Source organism: Promicromonospora sp. NPDC019610 (genome assembly GCF_044389365.1).
Taxonomy (GTDB): Bacteria; Actinomycetota; Actinomycetes; order Actinomycetales; family Cellulomonadaceae; genus Promicromonospora.
In genome coordinates, this window is record NZ_JBIRXX010000002.1 from 1,492,524 (window position 1) to 1,513,030 (window position 20,507).

The 20,507-nt window shown below is 72.5% G+C and carries 21 protein-coding genes; 6 read left to right on the forward strand and 15 right to left on the reverse strand.

Annotated features, from left to right (window positions below; all coding sequences use genetic code 11):
* From pafA to ACH45N_RS18315, 8 genes are all read right to left on the reverse strand, one after another.
* Complete coding sequence (pafA, locus tag ACH45N_RS18280) at positions 1-1,362, reverse strand: Pup--protein ligase (RefSeq protein ID WP_182616863.1); 1,362 nt, start codon at positions 1,360-1,362, stop codon at positions 1-3.
* Between the two features lie 31 nt (positions 1,363-1,393).
* Positions 1,394-2,314 carry a proteasome subunit alpha gene (gene prcA, locus ACH45N_RS18285; RefSeq protein ID WP_397396392.1) on the reverse strand — a complete coding sequence of 307 codons (921 nt, stop codon included), beginning with the start codon at positions 2,312-2,314 and terminating at the stop codon, positions 1,394-1,396.
* Entirely contained in the window at positions 2,311-3,150 is an 840-nt protein-coding gene (gene prcB, locus ACH45N_RS18290; RefSeq protein ID WP_397396394.1) for a proteasome subunit beta, read from the reverse strand. Before prcB ends, prcA begins: the two co-directional genes overlap by 4 nt.
* Entirely contained in the window at positions 3,147-3,344 is a 198-nt protein-coding gene (locus tag ACH45N_RS18295) for a ubiquitin-like protein Pup (protein WP_121383395.1), read from the reverse strand. Before ACH45N_RS18295 ends, prcB begins: the two co-directional genes overlap by 4 nt.
* Before the next feature lie 109 nt (positions 3,345-3,453).
* On the reverse strand, positions 3,454-5,115 hold the full coding sequence (gene dop, locus ACH45N_RS18300) for a depupylase/deamidase Dop (protein ID WP_397397512.1): 1,662 nt from the start codon (positions 5,113-5,115) through the stop codon (positions 3,454-3,456).
* 100 nt (positions 5,116-5,215) lie between these two features.
* Positions 5,216-6,877, reverse strand: coding sequence for a proteasome ATPase (arc, locus tag ACH45N_RS18305; protein ID WP_377229032.1), 1,662 nt, complete (start codon positions 6,875-6,877; stop codon positions 5,216-5,218).
* 141 nt (positions 6,878-7,018) lie between these two features.
* Positions 7,019-8,032, reverse strand: a complete 1,014-nt coding sequence (locus tag ACH45N_RS18310) for a tRNA (adenine-N1)-methyltransferase (protein ID WP_397396397.1) — start codon at positions 8,030-8,032, stop codon at positions 7,019-7,021.
* A gap of 11 nt (positions 8,033-8,043) precedes the next feature.
* A complete protein-coding gene (locus ACH45N_RS18315; protein ID WP_397396399.1) occupies positions 8,044-9,234 on the reverse strand; it encodes a site-2 protease family protein in 1,191 nt (396 codons plus the stop codon).
* A 93-nt stretch (positions 9,235-9,327) separates the two neighbouring features.
* On the opposite strand from ACH45N_RS18315, the gene ACH45N_RS18320 reads away from it, so the two are divergent.
* Entirely contained in the window at positions 9,328-10,245 is a 918-nt protein-coding gene (locus ACH45N_RS18320; RefSeq protein WP_397396401.1) for a RecB family exonuclease, read from the forward strand.
* Positions 10,246-10,311: 66 nt separating this feature from the next.
* Here the strand turns inward: ACH45N_RS18320 and ACH45N_RS18325 are convergent, their stop codons facing one another.
* Positions 10,312-11,016, reverse strand: coding sequence for an HAD family hydrolase (locus tag ACH45N_RS18325; protein WP_397396403.1), 705 nt, complete (start codon positions 11,014-11,016; stop codon positions 10,312-10,314).
* 115 nt (positions 11,017-11,131) lie between these two features.
* Here ACH45N_RS18325 and ACH45N_RS18330 point away from each other — a divergent pair, with 115 nt between their 5' ends.
* Positions 11,132-11,692 carry an HD family hydrolase gene (locus ACH45N_RS18330; RefSeq protein ID WP_397396405.1) on the forward strand — a complete coding sequence of 187 codons (561 nt, stop codon included), beginning with the start codon at positions 11,132-11,134 and terminating at the stop codon, positions 11,690-11,692.
* Between the two features lie 46 nt (positions 11,693-11,738).
* On the opposite strand, the gene ACH45N_RS18335 is transcribed toward ACH45N_RS18330, so the two are convergent.
* Positions 11,739-12,281: a hypothetical protein gene (locus ACH45N_RS18335; protein WP_397396407.1), complete on the reverse strand. Its 543-nt coding sequence runs from the start codon at positions 12,279-12,281 to the stop codon at positions 11,739-11,741.
* A gap of 109 nt (positions 12,282-12,390) precedes the next feature.
* On the reverse strand, positions 12,391-14,739 hold the full coding sequence (locus ACH45N_RS18340; protein WP_397396409.1) for a hypothetical protein: 2,349 nt from the start codon (positions 14,737-14,739) through the stop codon (positions 12,391-12,393).
* Between the two features lie 198 nt (positions 14,740-14,937).
* Between ACH45N_RS18340 and ACH45N_RS18345 the strand changes: the two genes are divergently transcribed.
* Positions 14,938-15,339, forward strand: a complete 402-nt coding sequence (locus ACH45N_RS18345) for a hypothetical protein (RefSeq protein ID WP_397396411.1) — start codon at positions 14,938-14,940, stop codon at positions 15,337-15,339.
* A 144-nt stretch (positions 15,340-15,483) separates the two neighbouring features.
* Positions 15,484-16,047 carry an HD domain-containing protein gene (locus ACH45N_RS18350; RefSeq protein WP_397396413.1) on the forward strand — a complete coding sequence of 188 codons (564 nt, stop codon included), beginning with the start codon at positions 15,484-15,486 and terminating at the stop codon, positions 16,045-16,047.
* Positions 16,048-16,081: 34 nt separating this feature from the next.
* Here ACH45N_RS18350 and ACH45N_RS18355 read toward each other — a convergent pair whose 3' ends face one another.
* Positions 16,082-16,555: an NUDIX hydrolase gene (locus ACH45N_RS18355; protein ID WP_397396415.1), complete on the reverse strand. Its 474-nt coding sequence runs from the start codon at positions 16,553-16,555 to the stop codon at positions 16,082-16,084.
* A complete protein-coding gene (locus tag ACH45N_RS18360; protein ID WP_377232958.1) occupies positions 16,555-17,316 on the reverse strand; it encodes a helix-turn-helix domain-containing protein in 762 nt (253 codons plus the stop codon). Before ACH45N_RS18360 ends, ACH45N_RS18355 begins: the two co-directional genes overlap by 1 nt.
* Before the next feature lie 133 nt (positions 17,317-17,449).
* Here ACH45N_RS18360 and ACH45N_RS18365 point away from each other — a divergent pair, with 133 nt between their 5' ends.
* Both ACH45N_RS18365 and ACH45N_RS18370 read left to right on the forward strand, forming a co-directional pair.
* Positions 17,450-17,737 (forward strand): hypothetical protein, encoded by a 288-nt coding sequence (locus ACH45N_RS18365; RefSeq protein ID WP_397396417.1) that lies wholly within the window; start codon positions 17,450-17,452, stop codon positions 17,735-17,737.
* 105 nt (positions 17,738-17,842) lie between these two features.
* A complete protein-coding gene (locus ACH45N_RS18370; protein WP_020014713.1) occupies positions 17,843-18,721 on the forward strand; it encodes a PAC2 family protein in 879 nt (292 codons plus the stop codon).
* A gap of 84 nt (positions 18,722-18,805) precedes the next feature.
* Here ACH45N_RS18370 and ACH45N_RS18375 read toward each other — a convergent pair whose 3' ends face one another.
* Positions 18,806-19,021, reverse strand: coding sequence for a hypothetical protein (locus tag ACH45N_RS18375; protein ID WP_285102381.1), 216 nt, complete (start codon positions 19,019-19,021; stop codon positions 18,806-18,808).
* A 122-nt stretch (positions 19,022-19,143) separates the two neighbouring features.
* Positions 19,144-20,454: a cysteine--1-D-myo-inosityl 2-amino-2-deoxy-alpha-D-glucopyranoside ligase gene (gene mshC / locus ACH45N_RS18380; protein ID WP_397396420.1), complete on the reverse strand. Its 1,311-nt coding sequence runs from the start codon at positions 20,452-20,454 to the stop codon at positions 19,144-19,146.
* Between the last annotated feature and the right edge of the window lie 53 nt (positions 20,455-20,507).

The following is a 20,507-nucleotide window of genomic DNA, read 5'->3' on the forward strand; positions in this document are numbered from 1 at the left end:
TCACATGCTCTCGATGAGGCGCTCCACGCGGTCGTCCACGCTCTTGAACGGGTCCTTGCACAGCACGGTGCGCTGCGCCTGGTCGTTCAGCTTGAGGTGCACCCAGTCGACCGTGTAGTCGCGGCGCGCCTCCTGCGCCGCGCGCACGAAGTCACCGCGCAGCTTGGCCCGGGTGGTCTGCGGCGGCAGCGCCGTCGACTCGAACACCTCCAGGTCGGTGGTGACCCGCTCGACCATGCCGCGCGCCGCGAGCAGGTTGTACAGGCCCTCGGTGCGCGAGATGTCGTGGTAGGCCAGGTCCAGCCGGGCGATGCGCGGGTCGTCGAGCCCCAGGTCGTGCTTCTCCTGGTAGCGCCGGATCAGCTTGAGCTTGATGACCCAGTCCAGCTCCCGGTCCACGAGCGACAGGTTCTCCGCCTGCAGCGCGCGCAGCCCGCGCTCCCACAGGTCGAGCACCTGCTTGACCACCGGGGTGACCTCGAGGTTGGCCTCCACGAGCTCACGGGCCCGCTCGTAGTACTCCGACTGGATCTCGATCGCCGTCATGGTCCGGCCGTTGGCCAGCGTCACGGCGTGCTTGCCGGTGCGGTCGTGGCTGATCTCCCGGATGGCCCGGATGGGGTTCTCCAGCGTGAGGTCCCGCATGGGGACGCCCGCCTCGACCAGGCGCAGCACCAGGTCGGTGCTGCCCACCTTGAGCATCGTGGTGGGCTCCGCCATCGACGAGTCGCCCACGATGACGTGCAGCCTGCGGTACAGCTCGGCGTCCGCGTGCGGCTCGTCGCGCGTGTTGATGATCGGCCGGGACCGGGTCGTGGCGCTGGAGACGGCCTCCCAGATGTGGTCGGCGCGCTGCGAGAGGCAGAACACCGCGCCACGCGGCGTCGAGAGCACCTTGCCCGCCCCGACCAGGATCTGGCGGGTGATGAGGAACGGCACGAGCACGTCGGACAGGCGCGAGAAGTCGCCCGACCGCCGCACCAGGTAGTTCTCGTGGCACCCGTAGGAGTTGCCCGCCGAGTCGGTGTTGTTCTTGAACAGGTGGATGCGTCCCGGCAGGTCCTCGTGCTCCAGACGCTGCTGCGCGTCGGCCACGAGGCCCTCCAGGATGCGTTCGCCGCCCCGGTCGTACGAGACGAGCTGGCGCACGTCGTCGCACTCCGCCGTCGCGTACTCCGGGTGCGAGCCGACGTCGAGGTAGAGGCGGGAGCCGTTCCTCAGGAACACGTTCGAGGAACGGCCCCACGCCACCACCTTCCGGAACAGGTAGCGGGCGACCTCGTCTGCCGACAGGCCACGCCCGTCGTCGGCCGCACAGGTGACGCCGTACTCGGTCTCGAGACCGAAGATCCTGCGGTCCATGGATTCCCCTCCCTGTTCGCGGAACCTGGTGCTATCGGTCGGCGCCGGGCGTGGTGCCGGAGGCGTCCGGCCCCTCGTCCGGCTTCTCCTGAGTCGGGGAGTCCTCGGCGGGCTGGTCCGCCGGCTCGTCGGCGGGCTGGTCGGCGGGTGTCTCCGGCGGGACCGTGTCCGGCGTCCCCAGGCCCGGGGTCGCCGCCCCGACCGCGACGTCGCCCGCGGGCGGGAGGTCGTCGGCGGGAGGCTCGCCCGATGGCGGCGCACCCTCGGCCAGCAGGTCGGCCAGGACCTGCCGGTTCAGCCGGCGGAAGGCCCGGCGCGGGCGGTCCCGCTCCAGGACCGCCACCTCGAGCTGCGCCGCCTCGATCGTGCGCGGCGTCGAACCGTCGCCCGAGCCGAGGGCCGCCACGGCGAGCCGCAGCGCCTCCCCCAGCGACAGGTCCGCGCGCCAGCCCTCCTTGACGCGCCGGCCGAGCTGCTCGGCCTGCCCGCCCATGACGACGAAGCCGTGCTCGTCGGCCACGGTGCCGTCGTAGGTGAGCCGGTAGATCTGGTCGTCCGCCGCCTGGGCACCCACCTCGGCGACGACGATCTCCACCTCGAGCGGCTTGGACTCGGTGATGAAGACCGTGCCGAGCGTCTGCGCGTACGCGTTCGCCAGGCCGCGCGCCGTCACGTCGGACCGGTCGTAGGAGTACCCGCGCATGTCGGCGTACCGCACGCCGGCGACCCGCAGGTTCTCGAACTCGTTGTACTTGCCCACGGCCGCGAACGCGATGCGGTCGTAGATCTCCGAGATCTTGTGCAGCGCCCGCGAGGGGTTCTCCGTGGCGAAGGCGATCCCGCCCTCGTACGCGAGGACGATGACGGACCGGCCGCGCGCGATGCCCTTCCGGGCGAAGTCCGCCCGGTCCTTCATCAGCTGCTCGGGCGAGACGTAGAACGGCATGTTCATGCGATCGACCCCCTCTCGCGGCGCTGCGCCACGATCTGCTCCGCCACGCGGGAGATCTCCGCGTCCTCGATGCGCTGGTATCCGTCCACGGTCACGGTGGCGACCACCGGGAAGATGCCGCGCACCGTGTCCGGCCCGCCGGTCGCCGAGTCGTCGTCGGCCGCGTCGTACAGTGCCTCGACCGCGACCTGGACCGCGGCGTCCGCGTCCATGCCCCGGCGCCACAGCTTCTTCAGCGCACCGCGCGCGAAGAGCGAGCCGGAGCCCACGCCGTGGTGCTCGTGCTCCTCGTACCGGCCGCCGGTGGCGTCGTAGCTGAAGATCCGGCCCGTGTCCTTGTCGAGGTCGTAGCCCGCGAACAGGGGCACGACCGCCAGCCCCTGCATCGCCATGGACAGGTTGCCGCGCAGCATCGTGGCCAGGCGGTTCGCCTTGCCGGTGAGCGACAGCAGCGAGCCCTCGATCTTCTCGTAGTGCTCCAGCTCGAGCTGGAACAGCCGGACCAGCTCCAGCCCGATGCCCGCCGAGCCGGCGATGCCGACCGCCGAGTACTCGTCGGCCGGGAACACCTTCTCGATGGTGCGGCTGGCGATCATCGGGCCGGCCGTGGCGCGCCGGTCACCGGCCAGCAGGACGCCGCCGTCGAAGGTCAGCGCCACGATCGTGGTGGCGTGCGGGGACAGGGTCGCCGGGTCGGTCGTGCCCGCGGGCAGGGTCCGGTTCCCGGGCAGCCGGTCGGGGGCGTGCTCGGCCAGGAAGTCCACGAAGGACGACGATCCCGGACGCAGGAAGGCGTCCGGGAGTCGTCCTGCGGTGCGGTCTGCGTTCAGGTTCACTGCCCACCCTTCTGGACGAATCCACGCACGAACGACTCGGCGTTGGTCTCCAGCACCTCGTCGATCTCCTCGAGCAGGGCGTCGACCTCGTCGTCGTCCTTCTGCGCTGCCGCAGCGGCGGGCGCCGGCGTCTCGGCGTCGTCGTCGGGAGTGCGGTCCTCGTGTGACGGGTTGATTCTTTCCTGACCGGCCATGATCGCCTCCTGGTGATTCTCTGACGTAGTGCTGGTCTTGAAGCCTAGGCCCTGAGGCTTGGTGTTGACCCTAGAGACTGACCCTAGGCGGTGACACCGACACGGAGGGTCATCTTCGCCCGGAGAGTCCGGCGAGCAGCGCCCCCGCGTCCGGGCTCGCGTCCAGCAGGGCGCCGATGTGGCGCCGCGTGCCGCGGGTCGGGTCGAGCATCGGCACCCGCTGCAGCGCCTGCGCGCCGTCGACGTCGAAGATCACCGAGTCCCAGCTCGCCGCGGAGATCTGGCTGCCGTAGCGCGCCATCACCTCGCCGCGGAAGTAGGCACGGGTGTCCGTCGGCGGGTGCTGCACCGCGCGCGCCACGCTCTCCTCGTCGACGATCCGGTCCACCGCGCCCTTGGCGAGCAGCCGGTGGTAGATGCCGCGCTCGGGGCGCACGTCCGACCACTGCAGGTCCATCGCGTGCAGCCGCGGGTGGTCCCACTCCAGGTTGTCGCGCGAGCGCAGGCGCTCCAGCAGGCGCAGCTTGGCGACCCACTCCACCTCGCGCGCGCACCCGGCCAGGTCGGTGCCGAGCCGCTCGACCAGGGACGCCCAGCGGTCGAGCACGGCGTCCGACTCCGGGTCGGTGCCGAGCACCTTGAGCGAGCGCCGCACGACGTCGACCACCTCGGCCTGGATCTGCAGCGCCGTCATGGTGCGGCCGTCCGTGAGCTCGAGGGCGGCGGTCAGGTCGAGGTCGCGGGAGACCTTCTGCACGTCGCTCACGGGTGACGCCAGCCGCAGGGCGCCGAGCTCGGCGCGCGCGTCGACGCCGGCGTCGGCCAGCTCGTCCAGGTGCTCCAGCACCCACAGGACCAGCGACGTCGTGCCGGTCTTGAGGTAGGTGGGCACCTCCATCAGGTTGGCGTCCCCGAGGATCAGGTGCAGGCGGCGCCACCGCTGCCGGTCGGCGTGCGGCTCGTCGCGGGTGTTGACGATCGGGCGGCGCAGCGTGGTCTCCAGGCCGATCTCGGCCTCGATGTAGTCGGCGCGCTGCGAGATCTGGAACCCGGCCGTGCCGCTCGTGGCGCCCAGGCCCACCCGGCCGGAGCCGGTGAACACCTGGCGCGTGACGAGGAACGACGTGATGAGCTCGGCCAGCGTGGTGAACGGCAGCGCGCGGTCCACGAGGTAGTTCTCGTGGGTGCCGTAGCTGGCGCCCTTGCCGTCCACGTTGTTCTTGTAGAGCACCACCTCGCTGCCCGGGAAGCCGGACAGCTCCCGCAGGGCGGCGAGCATGACGCGCTCGCCGGCGACGTCCCAGCGCACGATGTCCTCGGGCGTCATGACCTCGGGCGAGGAGTACTCGGGGTGGGCGTGGTCCACGTAGAGCCGCGCGCCGTTCGTCAGGATCACGTTGGCGGCGCTCGGGTCGTCGTACTCGTCGGCGGCCGGCCGCTCGACCTCCTGGGTCGAGCCCGGACGGCGCCGGCCACGGCCCGGCAGGCCGGGCTCCACGACGGGCACCTGGCCCGTGACGGGCCCGGACGGCGCGGGCCGCGCCGGGTCGTCGGTCAGCATCGACGGCTGTGCCGAGGCGCGGTCGAGGTGGAACCCGCGCGCGTCCTGCAGCGGGTCCTCGTCGTCGTAGTCCCAGCGGGCCTTGCCACCCGAACCCTCGGCCCGCGTGGAGATGGCCCGGTAGGTGGTCACCACCTGGCTCGACAGCAGCATGGGGTTGGCCAGGGGCCGGCCAGGCTGCAGCACTCCGTACTCGGTCTCGATGCCCATCACACGACGCACGCTCACGTCCACCACCCTATGCCGGAGTAGTCCCGTTGGTCGGGCAGGTCCGCGCCCGGTCGACGGACGCGGACCTGCCCGGTTGTGGTCAGAGGTACTGGCCGGTGTTCTGGACGGTGTCGATGGTGCGGGGCGTGGCGCCCTCGCCCTTCTTCTGGACGATGGTGCGGATGAAGACGATGCGCTCGCCCTTCTTGCCGCTGATGCGCGCCCAGTCGTCGGGGTTGGTCGTGTTCGGGAGGTCCTCGTTCTCCTTGAACTCGTCGACGCACGCGGTCAGCAGGTGCTCCACGCGGATGCCCTTCTGACCGGAGGCCAGGAAGTCCTTGATCGCGTTCTTCTTGGCCCGGTCCACCACGTTCTGGATCATGGCGCCCGAGTTGAAGTCCTTGAAGAAGAGGGTCTCCTTGTCGCCGGAGGCGTAGGTGACCTCCAGGAACTGGTTCTCCTCGTCCTCGGAGTACATGCGCTCCACCACCGAGGTGATCATGCCGTCCAGCGCCTCGGAGACGTTGCCGCCGTACTCCGCCAGGTCGTCCGCGTGGATCGGCAGCTCCTTGGTGAGGTACTTGCCGAAGACCTCCTTGGCGCCCTCGGCGTCGGGCCGCTCGATCTTGATCTTCACGTCGAGGCGCCCCGGGCGCAGGATGGCCGGGTCGATCATGTCCTCGCGGTTGGACGCGCCGATGACGATGACGTTGTCGAGCCGCTCCACGCCGTCGATCTCGGCGAGGAGCTGCGGCACGATGGTGGTCTCCACGTCGGAGGAGAGGCCGGTGCCGCGGGTGCGGAACAGCGACTCCATCTCGTCGAAGAAGACGACGACCGGCATGCCCTGGCTGGCCTTCTCCCGTGCCCGGGCGAAGATCAGCCGGATGTGCCGCTCGGTCTCGCCGACGTACTTGTTGAGCAGCTCCGGGCCCTTGACGTTCAGGAAGAAGCTCTTCACCTCGGGGTTGCCCCCGTTGGCGCGCGCCACCATCCCGGCCAGGGAGTGGGCCACGGCCTTGGCGATGAGCGTCTTGCCGCAGCCGGGCGGGCCGTACAGGAGCACGCCCTTGGGCGGGCGCAGCCCGTGCTCCCGGAACAGGTCGGGGTGCGCGAACGGCAGCTCGACCGCGTCCCGGATGGCCTCGATCTGCGGCCCGAGGCCGCCGATGTCCTCGTACTCGATGTCCGGGACCTCTTCGAGGACCAGCTCCTCGACCTCGGACTTGGGCACGATCTCGAACACGAAGCCGCTGCGCGTGTCGACCGTGAGCGAGTCCCCGACCCGGAGCGGGACGTCCATCACCGAGCCGGCGAGGCGCACCACGCGCTCCTCGTCGGCACGGCCCACCACGAGCACGCGGTCGCCGCCCAGCATCTCCTTGACGGTCACCAGCTCGCCGGTGCGTTCGTAGTCGCCCGCGCCGACCACGGTCATGGCCTCGTTGAGCTTGACCTCCTGGCCGGGGCTCAGCCGGGTCACGTCCAGGCTGGGGCTCGCGGAGACATGCATCTTGCGACCGGCGGACGAGATGTCCACCGAGCCGTCGGCATGAGCCCCCAGGAACACGGCGTAGGTGCCCGGTGGCTTGGCCAGGTCGTCGAGCTGTTTCTTCAGCTCGACTATCTGATCACGCGCCGCACGGAGTGCTTCCGCAAGGCGCTCGTTCTTTGCTGAGAGGAGGGCAATCTGGCGCTCGTAGTCGCGGCTTGGCAAAGGCTCGTGCTCGGGATGGTTGTATCCTGACGTGTTCTCGGTCATGACATCCCCTCTCGTAGTGCCCGAGAGGCGACCATATGACGCAATCGCCTCCGAGAACAGCACTCTAAGCACAGTCACTGACACACCGGGAGTAAGAACACCCGTTTGAGACGTCCGGGGTACCCGATCGTTACAGGCCGTTCACGCAGACGGGGTGTTCCCCGCCTCGGGCGCAACCCCCAGGTCACGTCGCACCTTGCGGATCTTCTTGTCCGATATGGCCCGCTCCCCCAGCTCCTCCGGCGACCACTCCGCCTCGGCCGTCACGGGGTACGCACCCTTGGCAGGACGCCGTTTCCGCTCGGGCGGGACCACGCCGTCGGCCAGCCGACGGGTGGTGATGAGGAAGCCGGTGTGCCCGATCATCCGGTGCTCGGGACGGACCGCCAGACCCTCCAGGTGCCACCCGCGGACCATCGTCTCGAAGGCGGCCGGCTCGGCGAACCGGCCGTCGGAACGAAGGTCTTCCGCTGTGCGCGAAAGTTGGGTCGTCGTGGCCACGTAGCAGACCAGGACCCCACCGGGCGCGAGCGCGGTGGCGACGGCGTCGACGTTCTCCCACGGCGCGAGCATGTCCAGGACCACGCGGTCGACGGTGCCGGGCTCGGCCACCTCGGGCAGCACGTCGGCGAGGTCGCCCACGGACAGGTTCCAGGCGGGGTGCGGGCCGCCGAAGAAGGTCTCGACGTTGCCCTGCGCGATCGCGGCGAAGTCCTCGCGCCGCTCGATCGAGTGCACGTGCCCGGCGTCGCCGACGGCGCGCAGCAGGGACATCGTCAGCGCGCCGGACCCGACGCCGGCCTCGACCACCCGGGCGCCCGGGTAGATGTCGGCCATGGCGACGATCTGCCCGGCGTCCTTGGGGTAGACCACGGCGGCGCCGCGCGGCATCGACAGCACGTAGTCGGCCAGCAGCGGGCGCAGCGCGAGGTACTCGATCTCGGCCGTGTTCACCACCACCGAGCCCTCCGGCTGCCCGATGATCTGCTCGTGCTTGAAGTAGCCCTTGTGCGTGTGGAAGGTGCCGCCCGGCCGCAGCGTGATGGTGTGCAGGCGGCCCTTGGGGTCGGTCAGCTGGACCTTGTCGCCCACGCGGAACGGTCCGCGGCGCAGCTCGGCGCCGGTGGCGGTAGGGGCATCGGTGGGTGTGGTCACGACCGACCAGTCTAGGTGCCCCGGACCGCCCGGGCGACGTCGGCGAGGTCGAGCACGCCCGCGACCCGGTCCCCGTCGACCACCGGCACCAGCCGGGCGCCGCCGGACCGCGTGGCCAGGTGGTTGAGCAGCTCCGTGCCCGACGTCGCGGGGTGGACGGCGCTGCCCTGCACGAACGGGACTGCCACGGCGTCGACCGGCGTCGTGTGCCGGGCAGCGGCGGGTACCGCGGCGACGGCGTCGTCGTCGATCACGCCGATCGGTTCGTTGCCCTGACCCACCACGACCAGGCGGTGGCCGGCGGCGTCCGGGACGCCCGCGGCGGTCGCCGCCGCCCGGGCGGACAGGGCCTCGTCGACGGTGGAGCCGTACGCGACGGTGAGCGCCGGGTGTGCGAGCCCGCTCGCGGACAGCGCCGCGACGGCCTCCCGGCGGCGGCCGTTGGTGATCGCCGCCCCCGCACCCGCCCAGAGGAACGCGCCGATCAGCGCCGACCACAGCACCGTGGTGAGGCTCGGTCGAGCACCCAGCACGAGCGGCAGCACCAACGCCCAGAGCAGCACGCCGACGGCGACGACGCGGCCCACCCAGCCGGCCGCGATGGTGCCCGTAGAACGCTTGCCCGTCACGGCCCAGACCAGCGACTCGAGGATCTGGCCGCCGTCGAGCGGCAGGCCCGGGAGCAGGTTGAACGCGCCGACGAAGGCGTTGGAGACGGCCGCCAGGCCCAGCAGGACGGTCGGCAGGTTCTGCACCGCCGAGGCCTGGCTCGCGAGCTGGTAGGCGAACCCGAACCCGGCCGCGAGCACCAGGTTCGTCACCGGTCCGACGACGGCGACCAGGAAGCCGTCGAGCGGGCGTCCGAGTCCGCCGGTATAGGCGGTGTGGCCGCCCCAGAGGGTGACGGCGAGCTCGGTCACGTTCTGGCCGCGCGCCCGGGCGACCAGCGCGTGCGCGACCTCGTGCAGGAATACCGACCCGAACAGGAGCAGCACGAACACGAACGCAGCGAGGTAGACGCCCCCGCCGAGCCCCGGCGCACGCGCCTCGATGGCGGGCACGAACAGGATGGTCAGGACGAGGGCTGCGAGGAACCAGGACCGGGTGACGATCACCGGTGCGCCGGCGACCCGTCCGATGACGAACCCCTTCGAGCGTTCCGGGGCGGGTGCGGGCGGGGAGGCAGGCTCCGAGGTGGTCACCAGACAAACCTAACCGGCCGCGGGGCCTGCGGGTGACGGCACGCTGTGGACAACTACCGGGGGATGTCGGTGCCCGCCCCTAGGGTTGGGGCCATGACGACGACGGAGCTGACGCAGGGGCCGGAGCAGGACGTGGCGACGGAGGCGGCCGAGGCCGCGCCGGCCGTGCGCGCGCCCTCGCGACCGCCGGCCCTGTCCCCGTCGCGCGCCAACGACTTCATGCAGTGCCCGCTGCTGTTCCGGTTCCGCGCGGTGGACCGGCTGCCGGAGCCGCCGTCGGCGGCCGCCGCACGCGGCACGCTCGTGCACGCGGTGCTGGAGCGGCTGTACGACGCCCCGCTGGGCGAGCGGTCGCTGGCCGCGGCGCACGACCTCCTGCCCGGCGAGTGGGACCGGCTGCTGGAGGCCGACGAGCGGTACGCGTCGCTGTTCACCGACGGGGTCGGCCCGGACGGCCAGGACCGGGCGGGCTGGCTCGCCGGGGCGGGCTCCCTGCTGGGCACGTACTTCACGCTGGAGAACCCGAACCGGCTGGAGCCGGCCGAGCGGGAGCTCCTGGTCGAGTCCCAGCTCGACGGCGGGCCGCTGCTGCGCGGCATCGTGGACCGGCTGGACGTGGCGCCCGACGGCGCGCTGCGGGTGGTCGACTACAAGACGGGAAGGTCACCGCGGCCCGGCTACGAGACGTCGGCCGTGTTCCAGATGCGCTTCTACGGCCTGGTGCTGTGGCGCGAGCGCGGGGTGCTGCCCAAGATGCTGCAGCTCGTGTACCTGGGTGACGGCCAGGTGCTGCGCGGCGAGCCGACGACCGAGCACCTGGAGCACACGGAGCAGAAGATCCGCGCGATCTGGTCCGGCATCGAGGAGTCCGCCCGGACGGGCGAGTGGAAGCCCCGCCGGTCCAAGCTGTGCGGCTGGTGCGCCCACCAGGCGATGTGCCCCGAGTTCGGGGGCACGCCGCCGGAGATCCCGGAGGGCGCCGTCGCGCTGCGGCTCGGCATCACGGGCTGACGCGCGGCCGGCCGGGACGAACCGTGGGGGGCCTGCCCGGCTGACGCGGGCTCGGGTGCGCCCGCGTCAGCCGGGCAGGTCCCCCGCGCCGAGCAGGTCGACGACCTCCCCCGCCGCGATCCGGCCGAGCAGGTCGAGGTCGACCTGCTTGAGGGACGCCGCCCGGCTCAGCCCCGGACGCGGCGGCACCGGCACCTCGGCGGGCACGCCGAGGGTGCGGGCGCCCGACGCGAGCGCCGAGGTGATGCCAGGGCCGGAGTCCTCGATCGCCACGCAGTCCTCGGCCCGCACGCCGAACAGGCCGGCGGCCACCAGGTACGGCTCGGGGTGCGGCTTGCCGTGCGTCACCTCGTCGCCGGTCACCAGGTGGGCGAAGGTGCCGGCGGGGGCGCCGTCGGCCACGACCTGGGCCTGGCTGCGGTAGGACATGGTGACGACGGCGCACGGCACGTCGGCGGCCCGCAGGTCCTCCAGCAGCTCCAGGACCCCCGCCCGCCACGGCACGGCCTCGCGCAGCTGCTCGTTGACCCGGGCCACGAGCCAGGCCACGATCTCGGCCGGCTCCAGCGGGACGCCGGCGTCGTGCAGCATGCCGCCCGTGGTGAGCAGCGCCTGCCCGACGGCGCCGAGCGCGTCCTCGTGCGTCCACGTGGCCCCGTGCGCGACGACGATCTCGTGCTCGGCGCGCATCCAGTAGGCCTCGGAGTCGACGAGGGTGCCGTCCATGTCGAACAGGACGGCGGCGGGCAGGGCAGAGGATTCGCGGGGCACCGACACATGCTAGGTGGCGACATGGAACGGCCGGTAACGAGCGGGGAACGTCCGGGGCAGGTCCGGGCCGGCCGGATGGCCGGACGATGCCTGCCGGATGCCGGACGATAGCGCCATGACACACACCGCCGCCTCCGGCATCGCCGCCTTCACCTTCGAGATGGGCGTGCTCAAGCGCCTGCGCCGCTCAGGCTGGTGGCAGGTCGGGGTGCGCGACCCGGAGTCCGTGGCCGAGCACAGCCTGCGCGTCGCGCAGCTCGCCGCCCTGCTGGCAGCCGAGGAGGGCGCCGACCCGGCGCGCGCCGCCTACCTCGCGCTGTGGCACGACTCCCAGGAGACGCGCATCACGGACCTGCCGCACACGGCCCGGCCGTACGTCACCAAGCCGGACAACGTCGCGGTCACGCGGGACCAGGTGGCCCCGCTGCCGGACGCCGCGGCGGCCACGGTGCTCGGCGCGGTCACCGAGTTCGAGGCGCAGGAGACCCCGGAGGCGCGCTGCGCCCGCGACGCGGACAAGCTCGAGTGCCTCGTCCAGGCCGTCGAGTACCGGCACGGCGGCCAGGACGGTGTGCAGGAGTGGATCGACTCGTCCTACGCGGCGCTCGGCACGGACGCCGCGAGACGGGTGGCGGACGCCGCGCTCACGCAGTCCCCGATGAGCTGGCGCGACTGAGCCGGCGGGCCGGGGGCCGCGCCGACTCAGCCCGGTGGGCGGGGGGTCAGTCCGCGAGCAGCTCCTCGGCCCGCTCCTCCTGGCCCGCGTCGAGGTCGGTCTTCTCGAACGCGGCGACGGCCTTGTCGAACGTGCGGTTCACCCGCGGCTCGATCTCGACGACGCTCGCCGGGGTGACGATCGCCCGCTCGTACTCCGCGATCCAGGCGTCCATGTGCGCCACGTAGGCGTCGCGGGCCGCGTCGAGCCGGCTGCCGTCGGACAGCGGCACCGCCTGGGCGTCCTCCTTGGCGGACAGGACGCCGGACCGGGCTTCCTCGGCGAGGTCGGGCACGTCGGTCATGAGCGCCGCGGCGAGCTCTTCCTTCGTGTCGACGTCGGACGTGGCCTCGATCTCGTCGAACCGTCCGCTGACCTCGTCGATGTAGTCACGCATCGTGGACTCGCTGTGCTCCACGGCGTCGAGCAGCACGTCAGCGGGCTCACTGGTGCGCTCGGCCTGGGACCAGGCGATGCCGCTGCCGGCGCCGGCGACGACGAGCGCACCGACGGCGGAGAGCAGGACCCGGTGATTTCGCAGGTTGAGCATGAGTTCATCGTCACCCGGACCTGGGGCGTTCCGCGCGCCGGCGAGTGTGATCCGCGACGGAACTAACGGGCATATCAGCCTATTCCGGTCACACGTTTGTCGCTCGCTGTCACTCGCGCATGCGCCGCAGGTGCTCCAGCCGCTCGGCGGCCAGGGCCGCGCGGTTCATCCCGGCCCGGATGTACGGCGCGTCCGTGCCCGCGCTCTTGGGATAGAAGATGCCCAGGTTGATGAGGGCGACGAACGACGCGTAGACCAGCTCGTCCTGCACCAGACCCAGGGACAGCAGCGTGCCGATACCGATGATCGGCACCAGGTAGACGGCGACGGTGGGCTGCCAGGCGGCGAGCCGGCCGAGCGTCGCGATCTCGCCCCGCGGCACCGACGTCAGGCCCGCCGCGCGGGCACGCGCGTTCGTGTCCCACGCGAACCACAGGCAGGCCTGGACCACGACGGCGAAGGTGACGTGACCGACGAGGGTGCCCAGCGGCCACCAGTCCCGCTGCACCAGCGTCGGCAGCACCACGTAGACCACCGGCAGCACCGCCAGCGAGCGCAGCCCCACCTCCGCGGTCACCGCCCGCAGCCGGGCACCCCGACCCGTGGGCACGGCCCAGACCGTGCTCAGCTCGGCGAAGACATTGAGGTACAGGCGGGCACTGACCAGCGCGAACGTCAACGTCACCAGACGCACCGGCAGGTTTCCCCACGGGTCAGGGATCGGGTAGTCGTCGGCACGGACGTCGTCCAGGAAGACCAGGCCGGCCCCCGAGCGGCCGAACACCTCGTCGGCCATCTCGAACCACTTGGCCTGCCAGGACAGCCCGAGATCGCGGGACCACCACGTCACGACCAGCGCGGTGGCGGACCACACCAGCACGGCGAAGAGCCACGCCCAGCGCTGGAGCCGGCGGGCCTGTCGCAGGTGCGCCGCACCCGTCGCGTCCCGGACCTGGCGGGTGCGCACCTGCAGCATGCGGCGCTGGCGCGCCACCGTCCCGGCCCCCGGCGAGAGGTCGCGCAGCCTCTGCCAGGCGCTGCGCGGCCGTTCCCGGCCGTCCTGCTCGAGGATCGCCACCTCGTCGCCGAACACCCGGCCGATCTGCTCGAACCTGGGGGCCGTCGGATCGACCGGGGTGACCAGCAGGCGACGGCGTGGGTCGGCGTCGGTCAGGTCCTCCAGGAGCCGGGCCAGGCCGACCGACGCCACGTAGAACTGGTCGGGCACCGTGCCGTCGGGGTTGTGCGGTATCCCGGCGATCGCGACGAGCAGCGCGCCCAGGGAGTACAGGTCGGCCAGCGGGTGCCCGACGCCGTCGCGGCGCACCTCCGGCGCGGCGAACACTTCCTCGCCCTGGCCCTGACCCGTGATCGACCGGGCGTGGAGGTGGTTGACGCCGAGGTCGACGAACCGCAGCCGGATCCGCCCGGTCTGCTCGTCCTGGACGATGATGTTGGACGGCGTGAGGTCGTCGTGCCGCCGCCCGTCGCGCTCGAGGTCCGCGAGCGCGCTCAGCAGGGCGCCGCCCAGCTCGCGCAGCGCCGGGGTGTCCACCGGCCGCAGGATCTCCCGTGCGGGTGGCGGAGGCTGCTCCGCGGCGCGGCGGGCCAGGTACTCCCCCATCGTGCGGCCGCGTACCAGGTCCATGAGGATCCAGCTGTCGTGGCTCGCCCAGACGGGCACCGCCGGGGACGGCTCGTCGGCGTCAGGGCGGCCGTGCTCGGCCAGGTACCCGCGGGTCCCCGCCACGATCGCCGGGATGGTCAGGTACGGGTGGATGACGCACTTGAGCACGAAGGCCGCCGTCCGCCCCCGGGACGGCTGCGCGAGGCGCCCGGTGAGGATGATCGACGTCGTGCCGGGCCGGTAGAACTCCAGGCTCGTGAGGTCGAGCGCCGCCCACTCCGACAACGTGCCCGTGGACGCGGCGTCCGCTCCCGCGGCGTCCGAGCCCGAGCCGGAGCCGGGCCCGTCCGCCCGGCCCGGGTCGTGGAGCGCGGCGAGGGCGCGCCGCACGTCGGGGTCCGCCACGAGCGCGCGGCTGACGTCGGCCGCGGGACGTCCGGCGACCGCGACGTCCCACGGCGCGTCGCCGTGGAACCGCATCCGGTCGGAGCTGTGCATGGCGACGAGCGTGAGCAGGTAGTACCCCAGGTAGCCGGCGGTGCGCGGCTCCACCGCACCGGCCTCCCCGACCGCGACGGTATCGGCCCGCCCGGTCCACCAGGCCCACAGCAGCTCGATCTCCCGCTCGCGGGTGACCTGGAACCGGTCCGCGTACGCCCGCTCGTCGAGCGGGACGTCGAGGAGCGCGGCGTGCCAGTCCTGGACGCGCCAGCCGTCCAGACCGGCCCCGCGGCGTCCCGGCGTGCCGCCGCGCCCGGTCAGCCCGCGCACGACCCCCGTCAGATGGTCGAGGCTCCCGCGCGTCGTGTCACCCTGCCGCCCCCTGGTCACGGTTCGCGACGATAGCGAAGTTCCGGGCCCGTGTGCTGGGAGAACGCCCCGATCGCACGAACCGCCGGGAAGCGGCCGGCCCCGCAGGCACACCCACCACGCCCCCGCCGCGCGCGTCGCGTCGTCCTGCGCGATGCTGGCCCTCGATCGACGGTTCAGGCCGCCGAGACCCGGCAGCGACCAAGGGGGAGACAGACCGTGTTCGGACCCGATTTCTTCGAGCGGCTCTCGCAGCGGATGTACTACGACCTCGACGGTCACCCGATCACCCAGGACCAGTGGTCGGTGCTGCGGCTCGGTGCCGGGGCCGCGCACATCGCGCGCGACCACCTCGGGATCTACCACGTGTCCACCGTGTGGACGGGTATCGACACCGCGGCGCCCCTGGAGGACGACGACGACCACACCCCGCTCATCTACGAGACGATGGTGTTCGTCGAACGGCTCGACCCGGACGGCGTGCTCTCCGAGGACGAGCTCCTCGACTGCACGGAGCAGTACGCCGAGATGCACGCCACGCGGGAGGACGCGCTGGCCGGGCACCGGCGCGCGACGGCGCTGGTGCGCGAGTGGATCACGAAGGGCCGCCCGGAGCTCTGAGACACGCAGCTCCGGGGCACGCAGCTCCGACGACGCAGGGGGAGAGCCATGATGCAGACCAGCACGCCTTCTCTGACCGCCCTCTTCACCGGGCGCCGCGCCGCACGCCGCGCCGTCCACGGCCCACCGGCCTACGGTGAACCGATGCACGGAACCACCCCGCGGGACCTCGGTCCCACGGGTGCGCGAGCGCTCCTGGCCGAGGTCTTCGAGCCCAGCACCGACCGCCTGGCCCACTCGCTCGGGGTCGGCCGGCGGGCCGAGCACGTCGCCCGTGTGCTGGGCCGGTCCGACCTGCTCGTGTCCGCGGCGTACCTGCACGACATCGGCTACGCCGCCGCGGCTCGCGACACCGGGCTGCACCAGCTCGACGGCGCCCGCTACCTGCGCCGCCTGGGCGCGCCGGACGAGCTGACGAGCCTGGTCGCGCACCACACGTCGGCCCTGGTCGAGGCGGGCGAGCGCCACCTCGACGCGCACCTGCGGGGCGAGTTCCCCGTGCCGACGGACAGCGACCTGCTGGACCTGCTGACCTACTGCGACATGACCACCTCGGCCCAGGGCCGCCCTGTCAGCGTGGACGAGCGGCTGGACTGCATCTACGACCGCTACGCACCGGGCCACCTCGTCTCGCGCAGCATCCACCGCGCGGAGCCGCAGCTGCGGCGGCTCGTGTCCGCGGTCGACGAGCGCCTCCGGCGCGGCTGAGGGCGGCCCGGCCGGGTAGGCCCGGCGAGACCGCTCAGGTCAGGAACGGCTCGGTGCGCGACGGGTCCACCGCGTGGTCGATGCGCAGCCGCATCGACGGGTGGATCGCCAGCTCACCGAGCCGGTCCACCGGCTGCCACACCACCTCGCTGGACTCGTGCGAGGTCCGGACGGCGCCGCCCGTGACCGTGGCGCGCATGCAGATGGAGAACTGCGCGCGGACCTCGCCGTCCGAGTAGACGATGACGTGCCGCGGGTCGGTGTAGATGCCCACCAGGCCCGTGATCCGCACGCGGTAGCCGGTCTCCTCCTCGGTCTCCCGGACGCCCGCCTGGCGCACGGTCTCCCCCGGGTCGATCCCGCCGCCCGGCAGCGCCCAGAGGTCGTTGTCGGTGCGGTGGATGAGCAGCAGGCGCCCGCCGTCGTCACGCACCGCCACCGTGACCGAGGGCACCACCGAGTTCACCGCCGGTGCGGCCGGGTCGTCGAAGTAGTCCAGGCGCGTCATCACGACACCTCGTCCGGGTCCTCCGTCCGCGGCCAGACCGTCAACGGCGTCGCGGCGTTCCACACCCGCTCGAAGCCCGCCTGGTAGGCGGGCGCCATCGACGCCTCGGGACCGTCCTTGAGGTGCAGCAGCGGGTTCGCGCCCGCGGGCGAGCCCCAGACGTGCGTGTTGACCAGCAGGTCGTCGTCGAACCGAAAGGTCGTCGCGTAGAGCGTGCTGTCGTGCAGCCGCACCTCGACGCCCGGCGTGCCGAGCGCGGGGGCCAGGTAGGCCAGCACCAGGGCGATGCGCCCGGCGAGGCCCGTGCCGCCCTCCTCCGCGGTGCGCACGGTGACGGCGCTGCCCTCCGGGTCGCCCAGCAGCAGGCGCACCTGCACGCCTCGCGCCGCCATGGTGACGATCTCGGTGGTCAGGTCCAGGGTCTGGTCCGGTAGGAACGTCGCCGCGAACGCGTGCAGCTCGAACCGCTGCTCCACGCCGGCGAGGAAGGCCCGCCAGGTCCCGGACGGCACGGCGCGCCGCGCCGGGTAGACGCCGACGATCTCCTGGGCGGCGGCCTCCGCCCGGTCGACGTCACCCCACAGTGCGGCGACGTCGCAGCCCAGCGCCTCGGAGACCGCGACGCGATGGCGTGGGTGCGGCGTGCGCCCCTGCGCCACCCAGCGTTCCACGGTCTTCGGGTCGACGCCGACGGCGGCCGCGAGCCGGACCTGGCTCAGGCCGGCCTGGCTCATCGCCGCGACCAGTCGTTGGTTTCTCACGTGTCATCTCACCCCCTCAAGGGACGTATCTATCACCGAAACGTCCCGGGCGCTGCCGATGGCACGTCCCATGTGCCCGGCGCACAGTGGTATCAGCTAGTCCACCTGTCCGACCCGTGTCCCGGAGAGCCTCGTGAACCCCATTGCCTCGCAGTCGGTCACAGAACGTCTTGGCGATGTCATCGACCTGCTGCGGCATGTCCGCGCGGACTGGATCGAGGTCCTGACGGTCACGCCCGAGCGCGTGTGCCTGCAGCCCTGGCACCTGGACGACGGCGAGAGCATCGCGCGGGCGCTGGGCCTGGACCACGCCATCGACCAGCGGATGATGAACCCCGGCTACACGCTGTGGTCGGGCGAGTGGCGCGGTGTCGAGGTGCAGGTGCGCGGTGCGCTCCGCGCCGGCGTCCCGGTGTTCTGAGCCCGCGGCCCGGCACCGACACGCCGTCGCGCGGTGGATTCGCCCGTCCGCGAACGCGGCCGTGCCCCTGGTCACGTCGAGCGCCGCACACCCTAGGGTGGGGGGATGACCGACGCGCATCACGAGCAGCCGGAGCAGGCCTCGCCTCGCCAGACCGTGCTCCTCGCTGCCTTCGAAGGTTGGAACGACGCGGGGAGCGCCGCGACGACGGCGCTCACGCACCTGGCCGAGGTGTGGGGCGCCGAGAAGGTGACCGAGCTCGACCCCGAGGAGTTCCACGACTTCCAGGTCAACCGCCCGTACATCTCGCTGGACGACGACGGAAAACGCTCCATCACCTGGCCCACGACCACGATCTCGGTCGCGCAGGTGGGCGAGCGCAAGGTCGTGCTGGTGCACGGCGTCGAGCCGTCGATGCGCTGGCGCAAGTACTGCGAGGAGCTGCTGCGGGTGGCGGACGAGCTGGGCGTCCGCACCGTGATCACGCTCGGCGCACTCCTGGCGGACGTCCCGCACACCCGGCCCATCCCGATGACCGCCACCTCGGACAGCGTGGGCCTGCAGTCCGTGCTGGACATCGAGGCCAACACCTACCAGGGACCCACGGGGATCGTCGGGGTGCTCCAGCACGAGGCCGCGGAGCGCAACCTGCAGTCCGTCAGCCTGTGGGCGGCCGTGCCGCACTACGTGGCCAACCCGCCGTCGCCCAAGGCGACGCTCGCGATCCTCACGCGCGTGGAGGAGATCCTGGGCGAGACGGTCCCGATGGGCGAGCTGCCCGACGACGCCGCGGCCTGGCAGCACGGCGTGGACGAGCTGGCGTCCGAGGACTCGGAGATCTCCGAGTACGTGGCCCAGCTCGAGGAGGCCAAGGACACCGCCGAGCTGCCCGAGGCGTCGGGTGACGCCATCGCGCGCGAGTTCGAGCGCTACCTGCGCCGGCGCGACGGCGGCGGCAAGGACAGCGGGCCCGAGCGGCTCTGAGCCCGGGCCCGGGACAGCGCGCCAAGCACAGAGGCCTGAGCCCCCACGGGGTTCAGGCCTCTGACGTTCGGTCCGGCGTGACGGTCACGCGCTGCTGGAGATGGGCTCGATCCGCACACCTGCGTCCGGCCCGTGGAAGCCCACCCATGTCTCGAGACACCGTGCGGCGTCCTCGACGCGGTCGTAGACCGGTGCGTATCCCGGTCCGTTACGTACCACTCGGTATCGCGTGCTGCACCTGGGCGCCGTCGTGACGGTGACCCGGGTCTCACCCGTGAAGTCTTCCTCGTACTCCGTCATGCTCCCCATCCTGCCCCGGGTTAAATGCAAACGGAAGCAGGGGTCAAAACTAACCTGGTGGGCGCCCGGCGCGGTGCTGGCCTACCTCGCCGAAACGGGCCCGGAATCGGGTGCCCGAGGGGTCAAAGACGCACTCCGAGCAGGGCGTTCACCGTGCGGGCGATGATCCCGGGGGCGCCCTCCTCGTCGGCGGAGGTGTCCCGCGACGCGTCCAGGGAACGCTCAGCCCACGCGTCGACGGCGGCCAGCGCGGCCGGCGCGTCGAGGTCGTCCGCCAGGGCCGCGCGGACCGCGGACAGGGTCGCGTCGGCCGACGGACCGCCGTTGCCTGAGACCGCGTCGCGCCACCGGACGAGCCGCGCCTCGCCCGCCGGCAGCGACGTCTCGTCCCACTCCCACTCCGTGCGGTAGTGGTGGGCCAGGAGCGCCAGGCGGATCGCCATCGGGTCGTGCCCCTCGTCCCGCAGCCGGGAGACCAGCACCAGGTTGCCCAGCGACTTGCTCATCTTCTCGCCCTGGTAGGCGACCAGGCCGGCGTGGACGTGCGTGCGGGCGCCGGCCGGGTCGCCGTCGGCAGGCGCCGGGCACAGGACGCGCAGGTGCGACGTCGACATCTCGTGGTGCGGGAACAGCAGGTCCGAGCCGCCGCCCTGGACGTCGAACCGCTCCCCCGCCGCCACGTCGAGCCCGTCGCGCGCGATCACCGCGCACTCGATGTGCCAGCCCGGGCGGCCGGTGCCGAGCGGCCCGCCGTCCCACGCGGGCTCACCCGGGCGCTCGCGCCGCCACAGCAGCGGGTCCAGCGGGTCCTTCTTGCCCTCCCGGTCCGGGTCCCCGCCGCGCTCCGCGAACGTGGCCAGCGCCTGCTCGCGGTCCAGGTGCGCGACCGCGCCGAAGCGCGGGTCGGCCGTGAGGTCGGCGTAGACGTCGCCCAGCTCCGGCGTGGACCCGCCGGCGCCCGGCTCCAGCGAGACCCGGTAGGCGGCGCCCGACTCCAGCATGGTCGCCACGGCGCGGGCGACGTCGGGGGCCGACTCCACGGCGCCCGTCCACGTCGCGGGCGGGATCACGCCCAGCGCCGTCATGTCCTCGCGGAACAGCGCGATCTGCGAGGCCGCGAGCTCGCGCCAGTCCATGCCGGTGGCCGCGGCGCGCTCCAGCAGCGGGTCGTCGACGTCGGTCACGTTCGAGGCGTAGGTGACGTCCTTGCCGGCGTCGCGCCAGGCGCGCACCAGCAGGTCGAACGTGACGTAGGTGTTGGCGTGCCCGATGTGGGTGGCGTCGTACGGCGTGATGCCGCAGGCGTACAGCCGCGCCTGCGGACCCGGCGCCGCCTCCACGAGCTCACCCGTCGACGAGTCGTGCACCCGCACCGGGGCGGGCGCGGGAGAGCCGGGGAGCAGCGGGACTTGGGGTGTGGGCCAGGCGTGCACGCGACCAACGATAACCGCAGGCTGTGACACTCCCCGACCATGTCAGGGCCCCG

Bases quoted from the DNA above. Each gene is read 5' to 3' on its own strand.
- ACH45N_RS18320 (WP_397396401.1), top strand. From the start codon at position 9,328: ATGACGACGACGGAGCTGACGCAGGGGCCGGAGCAGGACGTGGCGACG.
- pafA (WP_182616863.1), bottom strand. From the start codon at position 1,362: ATGGACCGCAGGATCTTCGGTCTCGAGACCGAGTACGGCGTCACCTGT.
- ACH45N_RS18370 (WP_020014713.1), top strand. From the start codon at position 17,843: ATGACCGACGCGCATCACGAGCAGCCGGAGCAGGCCTCGCCTCGCCAG.
- arc (WP_377229032.1), bottom strand. From the start codon at position 6,877: ATGACCGAGAACACGTCAGGATACAACCATCCCGAGCACGAGCCTTTG.
- ACH45N_RS18355 (WP_397396415.1), bottom strand. From the start codon at position 16,555: ATGACGCGCCTGGACTACTTCGACGACCCGGCCGCACCGGCGGTGAAC.
- ACH45N_RS18335 (WP_397396407.1), bottom strand. From the start codon at position 12,281: ATGCTCAACCTGCGAAATCACCGGGTCCTGCTCTCCGCCGTCGGTGCG.
- prcA (WP_397396392.1), bottom strand. From the start codon at position 2,314: ATGAACATGCCGTTCTACGTCTCGCCCGAGCAGCTGATGAAGGACCGG.
- dop (WP_397397512.1), bottom strand. From the start codon at position 5,115: ATGGGCATCGAGACCGAGTACGGAGTGCTGCAGCCTGGCCGGCCCCTG.
- ACH45N_RS18295 (WP_121383395.1), bottom strand. From the start codon at position 3,344: ATGGCCGGTCAGGAAAGAATCAACCCGTCACACGAGGACCGCACTCCC.
- ACH45N_RS18350 (WP_397396413.1), top strand. From the start codon at position 15,484: ATGCACGGAACCACCCCGCGGGACCTCGGTCCCACGGGTGCGCGAGCG.
- ACH45N_RS18375 (WP_285102381.1), bottom strand. From the start codon at position 19,021: ATGACGGAGTACGAGGAAGACTTCACGGGTGAGACCCGGGTCACCGTC.
- ACH45N_RS18330 (WP_397396405.1), top strand. From the start codon at position 11,132: ATGACACACACCGCCGCCTCCGGCATCGCCGCCTTCACCTTCGAGATG.